Genomic DNA, 20,638 nt, shown 5'->3' on the forward strand with positions numbered 1-20,638 from the left:
TGTGGTGCTTTTTTAAGAATGACCTTCTAGTAGCCACACATAAACAACTGGAAAACCATTTTTATACTGAACTTGCAAATCTAGTAGCTGCCCACTAACAACTTGCTTAATATCAAATTGGGTATCACTGAGAAAAAACCGTCCATCTTGATTAAGTAGCGTGCTGGTTGCCGAGACCGTGATCCCTTTGTTTTTAGCAAGTTCAACCAATGCATCACGGATGGCGTACTTTATCGCGCTGCTTATCAGGTTATCTGGCGCTATAGTCCCATCTTCTCCGAAATTGCCCATAACAACGCTTCTTCCCTGATATTGGTGAATCTCTCGCCATGATTGACGAGTAACCTTCTCCTGCTGATGGTCGCTCATACGGTAATTTGCAAACAAGGTTGAGCCGTATTGACAGCTATTGGTCATAATAAGCGGAAGTTGGTAGTCACTGCCGCTGACTTCTCCTTGGCGCGAAAAATGTGTGCGGTGATGGTCTGGCGAATATGATTCTTCGTAACGCTCTTGCATATTCACACGCGTTTGCGTTAGGTATCCAGCTAGTGCTTGTGCGTTGACTGCTGTCATAGGCAGTTGTTGATGAGCAAATGCAGTGTAATAGCTGGCTCCAATAACGCTGTTGTCGTCATTACATAACCACTTAGGTTCGCACAAAGTGAACTTGCAGGTTATCGCCTCACAGGCTTGCCGCGCTTTAATCGGGTGCGTACTGGCGTAAATGTATAAAGTGTCTGAAGTGATATAGGGATCTGAAAAGTAGATCTCCCTACCATTTGCTAAAACAAGGTGCTTTTGTTCTACTGAAAGCGATTCAATTTGATTGTCTAGGTTAGGTAAGCCATGGAAGTTAGCAAGCAGGGCAGCTGCTCGCTGTCTGCTGGCGACAATGGAACCATGTTTAGTCGCGCTGAAGGGGGCTGCGGTGCCAATGAACCCAATTTGATCTTCAAAAACTGGATTTTGCAGCCAACATGGGGCGATTGCTTTCACGGCCGGCTTGCTGTTTGTTTGCGTAGATTGGCATCCCATCAAGGTAACTACGCTGAGACCAATCCAAAACTTAGTATGTGATAACATGTTGAAACCTTAGTGAGAAAGCTACCTAAAATCGGTGTTAGTAGCGTAAGTCCTTTTGTATTAACTAGTCTCTCGCAATGGGATATCAAATTCAACCATCAGGCCTCCTTGAGCACGGTTTTTCAACTTTATTTGACCTTGGTGGGCGTGAATGATGTCATTGCACAAACTGAGTCCAATACCTGAACCATCTTGTTTTGTTGAGTAAAAAGGCAGCAATGCTTGATGGAGGTTGCCATTTACAATGCCTGTGCCTCGGTCAACAATTGCAATTCGTAATCGGTCATAATCTTTAACCACTTTAACTGCTACCTGTGCAATATCGCCACCTGACTGATGGGCGTTCTTTAAAATATTGATCAATACCTGCTCTATTTGCGTCATGTCAAAATAGGCCTGCTCAGTAGGTAGTGGAGCGAGCAGTTCAAAAGAGTACAAAGTTCTAACTTGATCAAATAGAGGCTTCAGTGGGTGATAGTGTAAGTTAGGTTTGGGCAAGCGTGCAAAGCGTGCATATTGTGCAATGAACTCACTGAGGTTCAGTGTTCTTTGATCTATGGTTTGCAAAATATCTGGCAGTAATTCGAGGTGTTTATTTTGCGCTAGCATTGTTTTTGCGGACGATGTCAATGAGCTAATAGGAGCTAGTGAGTTATTTAGCTCATGACTTATCAAGCGAATAGCGTTTTTCCACATATTGAGCTCTTCTTGGCTGAGCTCTTGGGAGACATTTTTTAAGATCATTAATTGGTGTGGTTGATGGTTGAATGTGACGGTTTTAAAGCTCAAATAGTAGCTTTGTTTGGTGTCGTCCTGTTCGAAACTGATCATGCCAGACTGAGCTTGAGCAATGGACTTTTGTAAGTAGGGGTGCAGATTTTCACAGCATTGATGCAAGGTCATACCATCCAATTTAGAGGACTTTAAAAGCTGTGTAGACTCGTTGTTAAAATACACTATGTGTTTGAAGGGGTCGAGTAACACTATCCCCATCGGAGACGCTTGCACTATGCTATCGAGCAGTATTTCTCGCTGATTAAGTGTTTGTCTTTGTTTTTTTAGGTGCGTGGTGAGCTTATTGTACATGCTCACCGCAGTACTTAAATCGGACTGTTGATGTTCGGAAATACGGATTGAAAAGTCATTGTCATGAATACTTTTAAGGCCGTTCGTGAGTGTATCTATGGTTCTCTTATGCTGCTGAAAAATATATTCACAGCTAAAAAATACCAGTGGCAGTGTGATAAGCAGTGATATAAGCAAACCGACTAAAAAAGGCGCTTCAATAACATATAGTGTGCCTTGAATGCCTGTAGCTAGTAGGATGAATATCGTTGCAAAACATGACATTTTTCCAGCTAAAGAGCCCATATTATACTTCATTAGCGTGCTATCCCGAATTTGTCCATACGGCGATACATTGCTTGGCGACTTAAGCCCAAACTTTTTGCCGCGTGTGTGACATTACCATCGTGTGACTGTAAGGCACTTTGAATGTCCTGTGCCGATAGTCCTGTATTAGCTGAAGAATTCGTTTGATTGGGTTTGAGACCTAAATCAGAGGCTTCAATGAGTTCGCTCTGAGCCAGCAATTGTGCACGGCCAACGACATTTTGCAGTTCTCTGACATTGCCTGGCCAAGTATGGCGTTTTAGTGCATTGATGGCGCCTGAACTAAACCGTTTATGGCCTTGCAGAAAGTGCTCTGCTAGCGGGATAATATCATCGGGTCTGTCTACTAGTGCAGGGAGTTTTAATTCGATCATATTCAGGCGGTAATACAGATCTTCTCTAAATACGCCACTGGCAATCGCGGCAGTTAAATCAGCATTGGTCGCGCTAAGTACCCTGACATTGACTTTTTTGGTTTGGCTGCTGCCAACAGGTTCATATTCTCCGGTCTGCAGCACGCGCAGCAACTTTTGTTGCCCTGAAAGTGGTAAGTTTCCTATTTCATCCAAAAAGATGGTGCCGCCATCGGCCGCTTCAAATCGGCCGATACGACTCTTTGTTGCCCCCGTGTATGCACCACTGACTACGCCAAATAGCTCAGCCTCAATTAGGTCTGCTGGCAGCGCACCTGCATTGACTTTAACAAATGCATTGTTGCTGTAGGCGCTATTGGCGACAATCACTTCGGCGATTTTTTCTTTTCCGGCGCCATTAGGTCCCGTAATGAGGACGGGGGCGTCTGAGTGGGCCACTTGTGTTGCAACTTCCAGTAAACTGAGCATCGCAGGATCAGCATAAATAAGACCTGCTAAGTTAAACTGCTCGTTTAGTTTATTAGTACGTGTTCTCGATTGTTTTTGCTGTTGAAATTGTGCTTTTTCAAGCCGGTACATTTCGAGCAATTGATTGACAGATGCCAGTAGTTTTTCTTCCCGCCATGGTTTTTCTAGATAGTCGGCGGCCCCGTCTTTGATGAGCTCCACTGCGGTTTCTAGGTCAGCCCAAGCGGTCAATAAAATAATGGGTAAGTCAGGGTTGAGCGCTCGGATCTCTTGGTAGAGTACTTTGCCTTCCGCACCTGAGGTGGTGTCTTGGCTGAAATTCATATCTTGAATGACTAAATCATAGGCTTGGCTGTTCAATAGTTCGAGCCCTTGTTCAGGTGTTGTCGCGCCGTCACAGTCAATGTCATTGAGTAAAAATAATAGCTTGAGTGCTTTTATTACATCTTGATTGTCGTCGATCACAAGTATTTTATTTTGCATATTTTTATCATTTATAATGCCGGTACAAATGTACCGGCTTGTTATTTAACTGGTTTTTGTAACCTGTGCAGGTGCTATTCTAGCTGCTTTTCTAGCAGGGATATAGACTGCTGTGGCGCTAAGTAACCAAACACATAAGGCTACCAAGCCTGCCAGCCAAGGCACAATAAGCCCTTGGATCCGGAGATTAGTGACAAAATATTGGTTTAGCCACAGCGCAGCAAATAGCCCCAATATAATACCCACAATGGCTAATATTGAGTTTTCGATGAGTAGTGTCTGCATTACCCTAGATTGGCTTGCACCTAAAGCTCGTAGCACACCAATCTCCTTTTTACGTACAGATATTGAGAAGGAGACTAATGCAATGATCCCGACTCCTGTAACCAAAATAGCAATGCCACTGATCCCCATCATAATAAAAGCAAAGGTACTGCGACCATCCCACAAACGTTTCTTTGCTCGGGCTGCAAACTCAACTTGCTGTACTATTCGGCCATCTTCTTCAAACAGTATGTCCTCAATGGTCTCGAGTACGGTTTTATCTGTGTTTGGTGTCACTTTCACCAAGTAGTTTACTTGGCTGTTTCGGCCGTAATGCGCTTCGGGTAAAATTGCTGAGTGATACCAGTTATTGGTGTAGACTGCGGTTTCACCTAACATCATATCGTCATATATGGCAATGACTTGGTAGGGCGCGCGGTCACTATGCAAATAGACCGTTTGACCAAGGGCGCTTTGTTGCGGGAAAAGCTTCTTTGCTAAGGCACTACTTATCATCACCACGCTGGCTCTTTGGTTTTGAGCTGCGGCGCCAAAGATATACTCGGTATCATAAAAGTGGCGTCCTTGGCTTATGTTGACACCCAAAGTCTCGACGCCGCCCTGTGTTTGGGCAAAAAGCGCAACATATTCTCCCTGATTGTCTGTATCAAGCGTATTGTTTGCAAAGTTGCGACCATTTACCGTTGCTAATACCAATTCATTGGCCGCATAACTTGCAGATTCAACGCCTGGCAAGGCTTTAAGACGTTGTAAATCCCGCTCGATGAGTGCCCCGGTATCAAGGTTTTTGTCAAATACAAGGGTGTAAACATTGATAATTTGTTCTTCCGCGATATGGGAAGGAACAAGCCAATTTTGTAATGTACGATAACTGATAAAGCTGGTATTGCCGACAATGGTGACCGCTATAGCAATCTGTAATGTGATCAACAACGAAATGCTTTTATGCTTTAAAATGAGTTTTAAAATATGTTTAATCGCCATGAACTTATCCTCTTAACTGAGATGCGGGAGCAATACGGCTGGCTGCGATAATCGGAAATAAGCCCGCGATTAAAATAGTGATATAGATGGCCATTGCTGCTTTAAATGCGAACCACATATCCATGCTGTAAAGTCGCTGTACTTGCTCTGCTACGCCGACATAATCCATTTGGTACATGGCCAGAAGATACATGACATAAAGGCCAATTTGGGCACCAATCAGGCCTAATATGATGGCAATGGTGGCGCCAATAAGTAACTCAATCATTTGTAGTTTTACAATGTACAATCGGTTCGCTCCGAGTGCTCGGTAAAGGGAGACCAGTTTGGCTCTGTGTTGATTTTTTGCCAGCAAAATGCCAACCGTGTTCACCAAGGTGATAGCAAACAGTAAGTAAGCAAAATTTAAATACACTCGTTCCCAATCCATAAAGCTATAAATGGTGTCGTGAAGGAGTTTTAACGATTGAATATAATAAGGTTCACTATGGGTAAATCGGCCTAGAGTCGATTGTTGCTGAGTGTAATTCCTCATCCAAAGGGTCAGCTCGTCAACTTGTGCTTGTCTGCTGTCTGATGAGACTTGCGCCCAAGCATGTAAGAAGCCACATTCGGCACTTTTCAAGCCTGTGACATTGGTTTGGCGAAGCTCAGGGCGCAGAGCTTCATCTTTGGTCATACATGGCATATAACCGACTCTGGGCAAGTTATTTGCTAGAGCGTAATCCATAGGTACAAATGCCATGTCATTATTTCGATTGCTAAAGCTAATATTTTGAAAGCGGTGAGTGTGCTGAGATAAGTCAACAATGCCGACAACTTCTAGTTGCTGGTTATTAATCATCACAAACTTACCAACAGAGTTTGCCCCGGCAAATAAGTGATCATTGGCTTTTTTATCAAGCACGATGACATTGGCGTCATCCATATTGCTATTCCAAGCGCTGCCAAACAAAAACGGCGTGTTCATCATCTCAAAAAAGCGGTGGTCGACTGCTGAGCCTGTTGCATCTAGAGGTCTTGCGCTGTTGTCATCGAGGTCGATAACAAATGAAGTGGTGTAGTTAAAGCTTAAGCTTTGCAGTGAGATGTCATTTGCCTCATATGCATCAGACAAGGCTTGTGCATCGCGATAGGTCAATGGTGGCGTTCTTAGCGGGTGGCGTCTATCAAACTCAGCATCCATGAAATTGAGGCTAAGGTGCTGAAGTACATCTAGCTTATGAGACATCGCTGAGCGACCACTTTGGTCAATGATGGTTCCCATAGTGAGCAGTAAGGTAATGCCGATCACCAAGTTCACTATCATCAGCGCCGTGAGTTTTGATTTTTGTCTAAATCCTTGCCATGCAAGGTGAAGTGCATCTTTCATGGGGTCACCTATACCGCTAAATCAGTCAATTGGCTTTTGGCTATGTCGCTGACCTGACCGTCTAAGATCTGAATGTTGCGATGTGCTCTTTGTGCCAATTCATTATCATGGGTCACCATAATCAATGTGGTGCCTTGTCGGTTTATTTCTTGTAGAAGCTCCATGACCTGACGAGCCATCATGGTATCTAGGTTACCTGTCGGTTCATCCGCCAATAAAAACCTAGGTTTGCCCGCCAGCGCTCTGGCAATGGCAACCCGTTGTTGTTGCCCGCCACTAAGCTGTGCTGGGAAGTGGCTTGCGCGGCTACCTAAACCAACCAACTCTAGACTCTCTTCAATACGCTTTTTACGTTCTTGTCGGCTAATCCCGCGAAAAATGAGTGGCACTTCAATATTGTCGTATAAATTTAAGTCAGCAATGAGGTTAAAACCTTGGAAAATAAATCCTATTTTCTCATTTCTGAGCTTCGACAAATGCTTGTCCGTGAGTTGGCTGACATCTTCTCCGTCTAAAAGGTATTGTCCTTCTTCGAACGTTTCCAACAGGCCAGTAATGTTTAAAAAGGTGGTTTTGCCTGATCCCGATGGACCAGTTACTGCGATGAATTCACCTTCTTCAACACTGAGGTTTACTCCACTTAGAGCATGTGTCTCGACTAAGTCAGTACGATAGATTTTGCTGATATTATTCATTTGTAGCATGGTTTTTCCTTTATTTTTATTCGCTTAGAATGACTTGTTGAGCTTGCCCAAATGGGGAGAGACTAGATATTACTATGGTATCACCAGCCTGCAAGCCGCTTTTTACTTCTACTTCTCTGATACTTTTTGCACCCAATGTGATGCGTGTCCTAACTGCGCTGCCATCTGCAATTTTGTAGGTTGTGCTTGCGGAGCCGGTTTCGACAAATGCACCGCGTTCCACTTTTAGTACATTCTGCTTATGGGAAATGATAATCTGGGCGTTGACGCGTTGATTTTGGCGCAAACTTTCTGGTTGTTGGTCGAAACGAATACGACCTGATACGCGACCATTTTCGACCTCAGGTGAAATGGCCATCAGTGTTGCAAGATAGTACTGGTTATTTATTTGCACTTTGGCCTTCAATCCAATGCCCAGTTCATCTGCGAGATTTTCGGGAATATATGCTTCCACTTCCAATTCACTTAAATCAACCAGTGACATCAGTTCACTGTCTCTTTGTACATGTTGTTTTTGCTGAACGTTTAAGTTGCCTACAATACCGTTGAGTGGAGAAGTGAGTGTTAACGCATCCACTTGGCGCTGTAAATCAGCGACTAGATGGCGCTGCCTATCTAAATCCAATTGGGTGCTTTGCAGTTCAAAGTTGAGCTGTTCTTGTGATAGCTTCAAGCTCTCGATAGCATGGCGTTCATTGAGCTCTGCGCGCTTGAGTTCAACCATGGTTTGCTCCAACTCTAGCTTGGAGATAATTTGTTTTTCTATGCTAGCGTTTGCGCGGGCCATTTCACTTTGTGCAGCCTCAAGCTCTACTTTTGCCAACTCCATTTTTTGTGTGTTGTCGAGTTGTTGCTGTTTGATAGCAATTTGCTTGCGTTTTACTTCCATTTCTATGCGTCTTAATGTGGCTTCTTCTTGCAACAATTGGTTGCGAAGCTCCGGGCTATCTAAACTTGCCAACGCTTGTCCGGTAGTGATGGTGTCACCAGCTTTGACATGCAATGTCACTGTGCCTGAAGCAATGGCGTAGAGTGACGGACTCACCGCGGCGAGGGTACGTCCTTCTACCCGGATGTCTTGGATCATGTCGCCTCTGACCACTTGTGCTGTTTTTAACTGCTGACTTGAAACCACTTGCTCTGCGGATAGCAGTTGCGAAAAGTCTTCAAGTGAAAGTGCGACAGCGCTGAGCAACCCTACGCCTCCAAGCCCTGCTAGCAGCCACTTTTTCGCGGTGGGCTTTTTCGTTATTACTTTATCCTGTTGTGATGTATTGCGGATCATGGCGTCCGGCTCCTTGAATCTATGTCGTTTGTTTTTACATATCAATCATTGTGCCAATTTTTATCTCTTTGTTTTTTCTATACTTTATTGGTTTTGTGGTGAGTTTGCATTTGGCATCGGACGGACACCGGACAGTACGCGGACAGTAAAATGAAGCGGACGCCGGACAATTAATTACTGGTTTTAATGAAAGGCACAAAGTTAACGGTGACTTGCTGGTGAGGAGTCGCTTTGTTGTATGATTGATAATCACAGGGTATAAGTTGTCATGAAGGTAAAAATGATGGTTATGTCTCTATATATCAATATAGGGAGAAGCTATGGTGTTTGATTATTGCCAATTTATTCCATATCGGCTCAAGGTATGGAGTACAGCAAGTTGGATCAATACTAACCAGATAGTGAAAATACTACTCCATGATTTAGATAGCCCCAAAATGCGATTAAAAAGGAATACCAGCCATACAAAAGATAGCGACAGACTGAGTGGGCTATTCAATGTGCTAAGTGCATAAAGTGTCGTAATTGTAGCAATAAAAACGGCGAGCGCGCAGCGCATTATGCTGCCATAGTCTGCGCCAATAAAGCGCACAGTGGCTTTTGCAGGGGCGAGTGTCAGCACAAACAGTAAAGATATCACTAAGAAAGCAGACTCAATTTGATAGTTTAATTCCATTTAACAATCTATGAAGGTTAAGTTTCCAAGTAAGGTAATTATTTCACATTAAGTACGGTGATTACTAGTCGCGTTAGCACGCCTATGTAAACTTGGTAGAATTAATTAGGATTTTACTACTAAATTATTTTATGTATCTAATACAAAAAAACTAAATAAATTGGTTTTGTTCATATTCTTTCCTTATTTCATACGCATATTCTGACTTGGTGGCCTGATTTAAATCTAATCCTATGATTTTGATGCATTTGTTTTCATTTTAGGGATGAAAATGAATAACATCTCAGTCTAAAGTGAGGCCATCGACATAACCCCAACAAGAATTTGGTAGTCGTTATGGAGGAACTGCAATGTTTGGAAAAAACTACCGTCGCTCGATATATCAACTTGTGCTTATCCCCATTTTTATAGGGGCATTTACAGTGCAAGCAAATATCCCAATAGAAGTATCTGCGCCAGAGCAATTGATCGCCAAGGTTCATTCAGCCACTGAAGTAGGGCTGAATTGGCAGGCCCCAAAAGATGTGGAGGGTGTCACCGGATATCGCATTTTTCGCGATGGAAAGCGAGTAGGCCGCACCAAGATGACCTTTTTTATTGACACCTCTGCAAGTCCAAACGTGGAGCATGCCTATCACGTGGTTGCTGTTGCTAAAGGTCAGGGCAGAAAAGTCAGTCTGCCTTCTAACATCGACAGTGTGAGGACTTTGAAAAGCGATGACAACGAAGGTATGCGCAATGGCTCTGTGATCAGAGTGGGTATTGCGAGGCTGGTGGACCACTGTGGTACCAATGATATTGATGCGATACCAGAACAAGAGCTTGATACTTGTATGGATAAGCTGATCGAACACTATACATTGCGAGAGGGGCTCGCCGACATGCAAGCTTATGCAGCGCGGTACCGTCGTCAAGAAGACAGTGAACTGATTGAGTTAGGAAAAAGGCTCTTTTTTAGTAAAGCATTGAGTCAAAATTTCGATACATCGTGTGCATCCTGCCATCATCCTGCAGAAAGTTGTGGCAGTGATGGCCTATCTTTGTCAGTGGGCGTCAATGCCAATGATCCTGACGTGATGGGGCCCGGTAGAACGGATGGCCAGATTGTACCATCAGTAGGGCGCAGTTCACCTCAAATATGTAACTCGGCACTGTGGGTAGACAGTATGTTTTGGGATCAACGAGTGAGATTACGAGAAGCGAATCGTGACAGTGAAGTTGGTACCGTGTCGACTGCGGATATACAAACGCCGGAACTGACAGTTACACGTCTGATGAATGAAGAGGTGGAAAATACCGATCCATTACGCCTTTTGATGGCGCAGGCACACTTTCCTATCACTGCACCCGCTGAAATGGGTGATCCGTCAGGGTTTGAGTCACCTCAAGCCTATCGTGAGTTTATTGCACAGCGGCTTTCACAGGAGTGGAAACCCTATTTTCATGCCGCATTTGGTGACGAACAAGTAAACTTTTTACGTATTGCTCGCGCTATGTCTGCTTATCAGGCTTCATTTATGTTTATCGATAATCCATTTTTTGATTACATTGACGGTGAACGTCAAAAGCTTAACGAGGCCGAAAAACGCGGTGCGATGTTTTTTTACACCGGGGCTGGGTGTGCCAATTGTCATGATGGTGTGATGTTCACGCCTGAACGTACGCGAGGTCCGTTATACCCACAAATTGGTGTTCATGGTGTTGCAGATGGCAACTTTAAAAACCAGTTTAGAATGCCAAGTTTGCTCAATGTGGGGATCACCGCGCCGTATGGAGATAAAGGTGTATTTACGACTTTAGAGCGGGTTATTGAGCACTATTCTGATGTTACAGGCTCTTTAGAACGCTTTTATGGTGAAAATGAAACATGTGGATTGGCGCAATTTCAACACTTAAATGCTGAGCAATGTGCCCAAGTTGTTGGTGACGCTGGCGAATATGTGTTGGCGTTAAATGCGCAAAATCGAGCTGCATCCGATCGGAGCGATGAGGCTATTGTTCGCGGTTTTACGCCTCAACAAGTAGGTTATCTGGCGGCATTTTTACGTGCTTTGACAGATCCTGAAGCCGTTGCAGGCAGTAATGAGATCAATGCCTTGATCCCGCCAAGAGATGGTGGGCCAGATGGTCATCAGTTTGATGCCATTAATAGGGAAGGGGAGGCACTGTAAAAGAGGTTTAAGCAGGCATGCAATGTGCCTGCTTTTTGTATTTTCTCTATATCTCATTGAATTTGTTTCTATTTATATTCTTTTTTTCGGGTTAATTTTGTTTTAGGATGTTATCCGGGTATGCATAATCGAAGGAAAGCGTAGTGATGGATTTTCATTCAATGATAGAAGTTTGGCATGAGTTTTATTCCGTACTATCTCAAGTAAGTGCAACGTTTGCCGGGTTGCTCTTTGTTAGCCTCTCGTTGCGCCACGAAGTCTTAAATCACCCCGAGTGTGTTCGCGTAAAACACCTCGCGCAACATACTTTCAAAGCATTTCTATATTTGGTGGTTTTTTCACTTATTTTCATGATCCCTAAAGCTGGGCTCCTAGGTACAACCATACCACTGTTTCTAGTTGCGCTTTATGCGTTTGTGATCACTGCACGGGGGTTGAAAATAGAGCTAAGAGACAAGTCAAAGTACAGTGTTCAAGTGTCGGGTGCTATTAAGATTTACCTGTTATCTTTGCTGACATATCTGATGTTTGGTGTGGTGGCTGTGTTGCTATTTATCGGTGTAAATAATGCGCTTTATTTGGTCGTTGGTTTAGTAATATGGACTTTGGCGCTGGTAACGACGAGCTCATGGAAGTTGTTAGCAGAGTTGAACGCAGGTAACATCATACCAAGTAATAAATGATTCACATAACAGTGTGTTTATCTTAGGCTACCCATACAAGTCCAGATAAATAGACACTGGACTTGTATGGTTTCGAAGTGAGGCGTTTGTTACTAGCTAGTTGACAGTTCGCCCTGAACTTGGTCGATGTCTTGTTGGACTTGCTTTGTTTTTTTCGCAAATTTCTGGGCGCTATACCAACACAAACTCGCGATTGTAATGAACATGAAATCGACAATAAATAAATCTACTAGCACTGTGTTTGATAAAACACTGCCATATTGTAAGTAGCTCGGTAAGTTTGCCAACGCTGCAAGTGCATAGACAAGCCCGGATAACTTGAGCGTATATTGGCAGAATTGAGGTTGTTGCTTGATAAACAATGAGATGACAGTACAGACAAAGAAGCTTGCATAAACGATGGTATGAATGCTCGCCATACGATCTTCGAGGTCTATCGGCAATACCTTGGCTGCAACAGCACCTAACGCAATTGCAATCATACAACCAATAAACGCGCCCGATGTTAAACGAGTGACAAAAGCAAGGCTACGCTGGCTCTGTTTTTTTTGTTTGGCACGTTTGCTTATCCACATCAGGTTGCCGGTGATAATTACATAGGCGGTAGCTAGACCAAGAATGAAAAAAGCAATACGCATACCGTAACCTGCAAAATCGCCAAAGTGCAGGCTGGCAATAGTGGCAAGGCCCCCACGCAAATTGTTGTCGTAGTTATCGTGCGTAATGTAAATTTGTTTCTGATCCTTTAGGGTATAACGTACATCCACCTCATTGGAAAACTCATCGTTACTTTTTGCCATAAAAACCAATACTGCATTTTCATCACCAAAATGCTCGATCATCATGCGTCTAAGTGTGACATCACCGAGTTCCTCCATAGCCCTGACATACAATTCGTCTATGCCCGTCATTGCCATGCGAGTGTCTGCTTCTTCAATATGGGGTTCATTAAACCCTGCCGCTTGCAGCACTTTTTCTTGGCTGCCTTGATACAAGATCAGGGCGTAAGAAATTTGATAGACAATGACTAAGTTAAAAACCAGTCCTGTGAATGCATACATGATATGAAATGGCAGTCCCATGGTACCGATTAAGTTGTGGGCATCGAGCCATTTATCCTTATTGGCACCAAATCGATATTGGTAAAAATTTTTAAACAGTTTGCGCCAGTGGATCACCACACCACTGAGTAAGGCGACAAAAAAGAATAATGTGATGATGCCGACAAAATAGAGACCTATGCGCCCGATACCCAAATCATAGTGGAGGTGGTAGACAAAATTGGCAAACTGGAAGCTATTCGCGGGGGCAATAACATCGCCAGTTACCGGGTCGAGCAACAAGCTCATATCTTGGTGGTCTTCGCCAGTTTCAGGATGGGGCTCTTCAAGGTCGACGGCAAAGTAAGCCTGCATGAACGGATTGCGCTCTGTTGGCTCGTACAGGTAGAAAATATGGTGTGTATCAACTTGATACTGCTCGTCCAGTTTTGCCATAACAGTATCATAAGACACTTGTTGGCTGTGAGGCGCATGCTCCCCAATCAATGCGACTTTTTCCCAAGTATCGAGGTTTTCACGGAACAAACTAATAGAACCGGCAATAAACACAATAAATAAAACAAATGAAATGATCAGGCCAATCCAGGCATGTGCATTAGTCAGAGACTTTAAAGTTTGGCTTTTCATTGTGTTACACCATTAATATTACGTTGAGGAGTGCGGATGGAAGCAGCACTAATAGCAAATATTTAGTCGCCTTAAGTGAAGTTTCAAAGGCATATACCCAAACCATGATCCCAGCCCATATAGGAAAGCCTAAAATAAGGCCTATGAGCAGACGAGTGTCTTCCTCAAACGGCAAAATTAAGTTGGTATTGAGTGCGATAGAGATAGAAATCAGTAAGCCAAAAATAAATCCAAGTATTGATTTAGGCCACATAGACAAAACCTCCAACTGTTGAGCAAAGGACAATGAGAAGCACGGATGTTGTCATAAATAAACGTCTAGACTTACCTGACAGAATCGTCACAGAGACCAACCCTAGCATCAAAACCACCAGACTCGCCAAAAGCGCAGACACAAGTGGGAATGTATGTGCGAAAAGGGCATTTGCAAGAAGATAAAGCGCAAGCGCCACCAAATAGCCTAACCACTTATTAATCGGGTTAGCCAACAGACGCTGTTTTGGGCTAGATAGGTATAGCAGCAAAGATGCTATCCATATAGGGATAATAGCGAGAAAGCTCATGTAAATAAAAATCATTGTTATTTTGTTGTTTATTGTTTCAATAAGTGAATCAAATTTCAACAATAAAAGTATGAAGATCTTACATGCTAAGTGAAAATGTATCTGGAATAGTGGCTAAATTAGGGGCAAAGACAACCTTTGGTTCTATGTCTTCGCCCATTTTAATCTGAGTTATAGCGTATCTTTGAGTAGCTCTAACACTTCTTTTACTGATAGTTTGGAAATCGCATCATGACCACTGAGTAATTGGTGTGCCAAATCACGCTTTTGCTCATGCATGGCTAAGATTTTCTCCTCAATCGTGTTCTGTGCAATAAGACGATAAATGGTTACGGGGCGCGATTGACCAATGCGGTGTGCGCGATCTGATGCTTGCGCTTCGACAGCGGGGTTCCACCAAGGGTCCATATGAATCACATAGTCTGCTGCGGTCAAATTTAATCCGGATCCACCCGCTTTAAGGCTGATCAAAAAGACATCTCCATCACCGCGCTGAAATGCGTTGACACCTTCTTGCCTTTGTTTCGCTGTGGTTGAGCCATCTAAATATTGATATCTGATCCCGCGGTTTTGCAAATGTACTTCGAGTAATTTCAGATGGCCAACAAATTGACTGAATATCAGTGCTTTGTGACCATTGTCGCGGAGCTCTAATAGTAACTCATCAAGTTTTGCCAATTTTGCGCTGCTGAGACTTAACTCTGGCGCGACTAAATTAGGGTTACAGCAAACTTGGCGCAACTTGGTCAGTTCAGCGAGCATCGCGAGATGCTGAGTCCCAGTATCTTGTTGTTCATTGGCTTCAGCAATATTCGCGATCGCCGTCTGCCGCAGTGCTTCATACAAGGTTTGTTCTTCGTCACTGAGTTGTATCGGGACGTTGATCTCGGTACGCGGAGGAAGCTCGGTGAGTACTTGGTGTTTCATTCTACGCAAGATAAACGGCTGCAATAGGGTTTTCAAATTTTGTTGTGCGTAGCGCGCTGCGATGGGCTTTTCATCTTTATTGTCTATTGGCTGAATAAAACGCTCTGAAAAGCGTTTTAAATTCCCAAGTAACCCTGGATTTACAAAACGGAAGAGCGACCATAACTCAACTAGGTTGTTCTCAATAGGTGTGCCTGTTGTGATCATTTTAAACTCACCTTTTAGCGCGCAAGCCGCTTTTGCCCGTTGTGAGAGTGGATTTTTAATAGCCTGCGCTTCATCGGCAACGATAGATGACCAGTTTATTTCTTTCAACAATGCAATATCGCGCACCAGTAATCCGTAGCTGACAACGACAACATCATGGGCTCGAAGCTCTGAAAATAGCGCGTGGCGTTTTTCGCCAGAGGGGAAGTGCGCAAGCATTTTTAATGTTAAAGTTGGGGCAAATTTGCGTGCTTCTTGTTGCCAATTAAAGCACACGGATGTCGGTGCAATGATTAAGCTCGGCCCTTTGCGTGCTCTCGATAGCAAGACTGCGAGAGATTGCAACGTTTTACCCAGTCCCATATCATCGGCGAGGCAGGCTCCTGCGCCCCAATGGGCAAGTCGCATGGCCCAATCATATCCTGACAATTGGTAGTCGCGAAGCGTCGCTTGTAAATCAGCTGGCGGTGCGAGCTCTAAAGTGTTCGCCTGCTGCATTAATTGTGATTGCTGCTCCCACGCATGGAGTGTTTTCATGCGCATGCCTGTGGTGGCTTCAGAGACTATTGGGCTGGCTAAGGGGTGAAACCGACCTTGCTCTGTACTTTGATTTAACTGAACAAGTTTCTCATGAAGAGCGTGAGACAGTGCGATTACTTGCTGTGTGTCTAACTCCACAAATCGGCCATGACTTTGCTCAACAAGTTTGAGTAGTTCTTTAAGATCTAGCACTTGTTGATCATTGATTTGCAGTTCTCCATTTAGATCAAACCATTGATTTTTCTTAGAGATAGCCAGTTGTAAATGCTGTGATTCTAAAGTGGGAGAGAGCTGTATTTTTTTCCCTTTTGGCCAGCGAATTTGGACCGCCAGTGGTGGCGTTTTTTGCAGTGAAAGCTCTAGCTGCTCCAGTGCACACAGGGCATCTTGTAGGTCTGCAATGCAAAGCCGGTTGTCTGCCATGGCTAAAAAAGCGGGGCATTGTGTATCTAGGCTATCTAGTAGCTCTTGTTCCATTACTAGGTTTCGCTTTGTGGCAATGCGTTTGCCATTGATCTCTGTGCTGATACTTGCATTGCCCACCCCGGGGTGAAATGCGGGGCCTGCATCGCCAAAGGGCATACTCAAGCAGTGAAATTCCAAACCTTGCTGGTACGGACTGACATTGATCACCAGCTGCTGCTGCGCTGCAACTGTCTCAAGACCGATATCAATATCGCTCACATCTGATTGAATATTTAACAATGGCGCAATGGCCGCAATACTGGAAATGAGTTTTTGCTTAGCCTGCTTGGGAATAAGCAGTCCGTTTTCGCCAATTATACTGGCGATTTTTAAGTGCGGTTTTTCAAAGTAAGTGAATACATACTTATATTCAGAGTCTTTTTTTATCGAATATACCGTACTGCGTTTTGCAAAGTCATTGGGGAGTTCCGGTAGACTTAAAAGTAGCTGATCACCGCACTCGGTAATAGCGAGTTGAGCGGGTGACTCTGCCACTTCAATCGGTTCATTTAAATCGCTCACATGATAGATGTTTGAGGCGTGAACGGCTGCGCGAAGTGCATTGATATTCTGCAAGTGATAATGCGTGTGCTGCCAGTGCTGCTCAACGCTCATGGCTTCAATTATGTTAAGGTCCGAAGATGTTAGATATGATAACTCTTGATGGGTTAAATGCAGGGTTTCAAGGGAGACTGCTTTGCCCTTGCTCCAACCGCTTTGTTGTTGCTTTTGTATTTTTGCAGTGAAACACACATTATCTTTATCTATATCGAGAAGCCAAATTAACCGCTCTGTGCTTTGTGCCTTGTCTTGCTCCGATGAAATATGTGCAGGCGCAAGAGCTAGTAATCTGTCTAACGCCAAGTCCCACTCAGATTGCTGCTTGATGAGCCTAGGAAAATTCAGCGCTATATGGGTATCGTATGTCGTAGAATTAGTCTCTACTTGTAGCTGATTAGCCATAGCAGACAAGATGTTGAGCCGACCTGTATCAAAAAATGCGCGGCATAACGTCAATCGCTCTAACTGCAAATCATTAATCGGTTGTTTGCACCAGTACAAAGCAAACAGCGAAAAAAGCTGGCATACATAAAAATTTAGAGGGCTGTCTTGTAAATCTCGTTCCTGCTCTGAAAACTGTGTGATAAATGGTGCGCAAGTAAGTAAAGACTCACTTAAGCACTCAAATAGCTGTCCGATATAGTAATTTGCTTTAGTACCTTTTTTGTCTGAGAGCTGATTGCTAGCAAGCGTCATTGCTTGTTCAATATGGTTATTTTGGCTAGTGCCAGATGCCATCAAAGCAAGTAAGTGCAACCAGCCAAAAAAGCCATGAAGGTAAGGCGCTTTCTTTTTAGAGTATTTTTGTTGTGCTTGTAATGCCGCATTAAACTGTTCGCACGCCGCTTTCAACTGATTGTCTAAAAGTAAAAAACAGGCTTTAAGCTGTTGGCCGTAACTCGTTATGTCATTTGCTTTTATGAGCAGTTGCGCTTGCTCGGTATTGTTCATCAGTAACAAACTTTCACACAATAGTAAACGTAGATCACGATTTTTCGGGCTGTGCACTTGTGCCTGTGTTAACAACTCAATTGTCACACTCGGGTCCATACCAAACTGTTTTTGATTAGATAGCAGAGCAGCAAAAGCTTGGTATTGCATATCTTCAGGGAGTTCGAGAAATGTATCTAGCTGAAATGGGAAAAACACAAAATGCACCAACGCAGCGTTGTTGTGAACATTGACCATTTGTGGGTTCTTGTTAAATGCGAGACGGTTTTTTGCTTTGGGTATTTGGCCAAGAAACAAAAAGTCACGTGTCAGGCGGTTTTCATCTTCTGGATCTCGTTCCCATTCATAGGCATTGAGTACAGGTATATATTCTTCTGCACACTTTAAAATTGGTAATAATAGCCCGAGCTTCTGAACATGTTGTGTGACAAGATTCGCAACCAGTGGATTAATGCGTAAGTTTAATTGCTCACACTGTGCCAACTGCTTGCTTTCAAGCACCGCTGTCAACTCTGAACTTAGCGCTGACGCTGGTCTGCCTTGCGCGATGAATCCTTGTTCTGCTAATCGCTTCAATATTTGTTTAATCTTGATTGTCGAAGCTGATTTAAACACCACGGCGAGCACCTGAACTAGCGCTTTATAATCATCATCGAGTGCCAAATAGTTTTGGTAGAGCCGTTCTATCGTGGCGTGTGTATCAGCTGTCAAATTAAGCGAGCGATTGATTGCGTCCAAAAGTATTCCTAAACATACGGTATTGCGGGGGAAAGTACCAAATGGCAGCGTTTGTCACAAGTCTTATGCATGGTTTAAAAACGATGGATATAAAAGGCATTTCTTCCAGTTACTGACGTTTGTGCTAATTCAAATCGACATTTTTCAAGGGCACGTATTGAACCAAGATTATTAGGATCAACACCTGCGTGCACTGTTTTAATTGGTGTGTTTTGCCTTAAATAACCCATTACGCCCGACAGCAATTCGGTGCCATATCCCTTTCCCCAATCTTGCTCGGCAACTAAATAGCCAAGATGAGCACTGTATTGTTCGCTGTGTACAATGGCGAGTCCTATGGGATGGAAGGTTGAATTGAGAGGCGATGACTTAGGCACTGCGATGTAAATCTCAGCCTCTTTTAATTTGCCGTTAAGCCAATGGTGCGCGTCGCAATCTTGTGGTGGAGACTGCCAATCTTGTGGCAAAAATGACACCACAGAAGGCGTGAGTATTTTTACGATGGATGCAGCGCATTCGGGGGTTTCCAGTAAGGCGCTGCAGGTATAGAAATCTAGTCTCGAAGTTTGAAACAAAGGCGTCATAATTAAACCGCTCCATGGGCAAGCCAACCTTGACCGCCCACTAAATCTATATTCGTTAATGTTAGTCAGCTTTTCATTTTTGTGACTGTTTAAATGCCATCAGTTGCTGATGGCCCGATAGTGCGGGACCTGCAAGTGCTTTTAACAGCAAGCTACCTACATAAATGAATAGCGCGGTAACAAGGGCATCTAAAAACCATGCAATTGGCACTGCGGCAATACCTAAAACGCCCGGCATAACTTGTAAACCTGGTAGCGTAAATTGCTGTGTGATGCCATGGAGACACAATGCGATCCAAAACCCAAAACAGTAGGGACATTGCCAAGCTTCATAGAGGTAGGCTAATGGTTTAGGTAGTTTGTGGATTAGGGCAGTAAACCAAGTGCCCCAGTCAGGAAGCTTTTCCCAAATCAATATATGTAACGTGAGGCCAAGCAAGGCTGTGGAAAAGTTTATTGTCTCTGTAGATTCAATCATAATACACCTATCAATCTGCGTTTTTTAATATGCTGACTATATTAGATAGGTTTATAGCCGTTAAAAATTGACAGTTTTAATTGATAATCGGCTTATTCTTTGTTTTAGGATATTGGGAGATGTTAGGTGCATGCACTTTCAGTTGGGGAGGCGTTTTTAGATACACTTGTTGAACAAAAGCATGGTTCACACGCAGAGTGTGTGCTCACATATATCGTGGCAGGCGAAATGACCGTTGCTCATCGTGTTCCTTTTCAGGTTTTACCCGGCATGTTTAATATTGTACCGCCTGGTGTCCCTCATTCCTTGCTAGAGGGGAGTGGGTTGCAGGTTTTGTGGCTGAGTTTTTGTCCTGACTGTTTAAATTTAACATCAAGTGACTTAATGATGCCGTTTGAAAGTGTCAAAAGGGGCGAACTACCGGCACGTAAAACCCAGCAGAATAGACGTGATTTTATTGTCACGTTATTTCATGAGTTAATGGTGGCACAGCAACGAAAGCTCACTTTAGAAGTCCAGCGCAGCTTTGTCATTCTATTATTAAATGAGCTTAATCAGGCAGGCGCATTGGCGCCAAACCAAACCCAATATAATGCAAAGGTTGAAAGCGCACTGGTTTATATTCAAGCTAATTTTCTACAACCTATTGGGTTAAACGAAGTGAGTACAGCTGTGCATGTTAGCCCGCCATATCTTGCGACCCTATTTAAGCGAGAAACAGGCTATACAGTAGGACAATGGATCACTGAAAAACGATTGGCCCAAGCCTGTACTCAGCTATTACATACCGCTTTACCTGTAAGTCAGTTGGCTGAAACATTAGGCTGGAGTGACACCACACATTTTATTCGCCAGTTTAAAAAGCATCTAGGTCAAACGCCAGCCGCGTGGCGTAAAGAAAATAAAAAGTAGTTTTATTGTTTAAAAACCACTTAATTTATATTTTTTATTTACATTAAAATGCGCTATTTAT

Annotated in this window: 17 protein-coding genes; 3 read left to right on the forward strand and 14 right to left on the reverse strand. The window is 43.6% G+C overall.

Annotated features, from left to right (window positions below):
• Positions 1-12 precede the first annotated feature (12 nt).
• The 8 genes from MHN81_RS11875 to MHN81_RS11910 all read right to left on the reverse strand — a co-directional run bounded on the left by MHN81_RS11875 (position 13) and on the right by MHN81_RS11910 (position 9,109).
• Entirely contained in the window at positions 13-1,086 is a 1,074-nt protein-coding gene (locus MHN81_RS11875) for a hypothetical protein (protein ID WP_023401323.1), read from the reverse strand.
• Between the two features lie 60 nt (positions 1,087-1,146).
• On the reverse strand, positions 1,147-2,469 hold the full coding sequence (locus MHN81_RS11880; protein WP_023401324.1) for an ATP-binding protein: 1,323 nt from the start codon (positions 2,467-2,469) through the stop codon (positions 1,147-1,149).
• Positions 2,469-3,803: a sigma-54 dependent transcriptional regulator gene (locus MHN81_RS11885; RefSeq protein WP_023401325.1), complete on the reverse strand. Its 1,335-nt coding sequence runs from the start codon at positions 3,801-3,803 to the stop codon at positions 2,469-2,471. The genes MHN81_RS11880 and MHN81_RS11885 overlap by 1 nt, the downstream gene beginning before the upstream one ends.
• Before the next feature lie 45 nt (positions 3,804-3,848).
• Entirely contained in the window at positions 3,849-5,072 is a 1,224-nt protein-coding gene (locus MHN81_RS11890) for an FtsX-like permease family protein (RefSeq protein ID WP_239425804.1), read from the reverse strand.
• A gap of 4 nt (positions 5,073-5,076) precedes the next feature.
• Positions 5,077-6,444: an ABC transporter permease gene (locus MHN81_RS11895; RefSeq protein ID WP_239425805.1), complete on the reverse strand. Its 1,368-nt coding sequence runs from the start codon at positions 6,442-6,444 to the stop codon at positions 5,077-5,079.
• Between the two features lie 8 nt (positions 6,445-6,452).
• Positions 6,453-7,148 (reverse strand): ABC transporter ATP-binding protein, encoded by a 696-nt coding sequence (locus MHN81_RS11900; RefSeq protein WP_023401328.1) that lies wholly within the window; start codon positions 7,146-7,148, stop codon positions 6,453-6,455.
• 16 nt (positions 7,149-7,164) lie between these two features.
• Positions 7,165-8,433, reverse strand: coding sequence for an HlyD family efflux transporter periplasmic adaptor subunit (locus MHN81_RS11905; RefSeq protein ID WP_023401329.1), 1,269 nt, complete (start codon positions 8,431-8,433; stop codon positions 7,165-7,167).
• Positions 8,434-8,764: 331 nt separating this feature from the next.
• Positions 8,765-9,109, reverse strand: a complete 345-nt coding sequence (locus tag MHN81_RS11910; protein WP_036977152.1) for a hypothetical protein — start codon at positions 9,107-9,109, stop codon at positions 8,765-8,767.
• A 350-nt stretch (positions 9,110-9,459) separates the two neighbouring features.
• Here MHN81_RS11910 and MHN81_RS11915 point away from each other — a divergent pair, with 350 nt between their 5' ends.
• Both MHN81_RS11915 and MHN81_RS11920 read left to right on the forward strand, forming a co-directional pair.
• On the forward strand, positions 9,460-11,280 hold the full coding sequence (locus MHN81_RS11915) for a cytochrome c peroxidase (protein WP_239425806.1): 1,821 nt from the start codon (positions 9,460-9,462) through the stop codon (positions 11,278-11,280).
• 146 nt (positions 11,281-11,426) lie between these two features.
• Positions 11,427-11,963 (forward strand): hypothetical protein, encoded by a 537-nt coding sequence (locus MHN81_RS11920; RefSeq protein WP_023401332.1) that lies wholly within the window; start codon positions 11,427-11,429, stop codon positions 11,961-11,963.
• A gap of 92 nt (positions 11,964-12,055) precedes the next feature.
• On the opposite strand, the gene MHN81_RS11925 is transcribed toward MHN81_RS11920, so the two are convergent.
• The 6 genes from MHN81_RS11925 to MHN81_RS11950 all read right to left on the reverse strand — a co-directional run bounded on the left by MHN81_RS11925 (position 12,056) and on the right by MHN81_RS11950 (position 19,665).
• Positions 12,056-13,651, reverse strand: a complete 1,596-nt coding sequence (locus tag MHN81_RS11925; RefSeq protein WP_239425807.1) for a PepSY-associated TM helix domain-containing protein — start codon at positions 13,649-13,651, stop codon at positions 12,056-12,058.
• A gap of 4 nt (positions 13,652-13,655) precedes the next feature.
• Positions 13,656-13,904: a hypothetical protein gene (locus MHN81_RS11930; RefSeq protein WP_023401334.1), complete on the reverse strand. Its 249-nt coding sequence runs from the start codon at positions 13,902-13,904 to the stop codon at positions 13,656-13,658.
• Positions 13,894-14,214, reverse strand: coding sequence for a hypothetical protein (locus MHN81_RS11935; protein ID WP_063383401.1), 321 nt, complete (start codon positions 14,212-14,214; stop codon positions 13,894-13,896). The genes MHN81_RS11930 and MHN81_RS11935 overlap by 11 nt, the downstream gene beginning before the upstream one ends.
• Before the next feature lie 171 nt (positions 14,215-14,385).
• Complete coding sequence (locus tag MHN81_RS11940; protein ID WP_239425808.1) at positions 14,386-18,603, reverse strand: DEAD/DEAH box helicase; 4,218 nt, start codon at positions 18,601-18,603, stop codon at positions 14,386-14,388.
• A gap of 74 nt (positions 18,604-18,677) precedes the next feature.
• Positions 18,678-19,187: a GNAT family N-acetyltransferase gene (locus MHN81_RS11945; RefSeq protein WP_239425809.1), complete on the reverse strand. Its 510-nt coding sequence runs from the start codon at positions 19,185-19,187 to the stop codon at positions 18,678-18,680.
• A gap of 73 nt (positions 19,188-19,260) precedes the next feature.
• A complete protein-coding gene (locus tag MHN81_RS11950; RefSeq protein ID WP_023401338.1) occupies positions 19,261-19,665 on the reverse strand; it encodes a hypothetical protein in 405 nt (134 codons plus the stop codon).
• Positions 19,666-19,791: 126 nt separating this feature from the next.
• Between MHN81_RS11950 and MHN81_RS28240 the strand changes: the two genes are divergently transcribed.
• The gene (locus MHN81_RS28240; protein WP_239425810.1) at positions 19,792-20,577 is read left to right on the forward strand and encodes an AraC family transcriptional regulator; all 786 of its coding nucleotides are present in this window, start codon (positions 19,792-19,794) and stop codon (positions 20,575-20,577) included.
• Positions 20,578-20,638 lie beyond the last annotated feature (61 nt).

It is taken from the genome of Pseudoalteromonas sp. Of7M-16 (genome assembly GCF_022347805.1).
Lineage (GTDB): Bacteria > Pseudomonadota > Gammaproteobacteria > Enterobacterales > Alteromonadaceae > Pseudoalteromonas > Pseudoalteromonas luteoviolacea_F.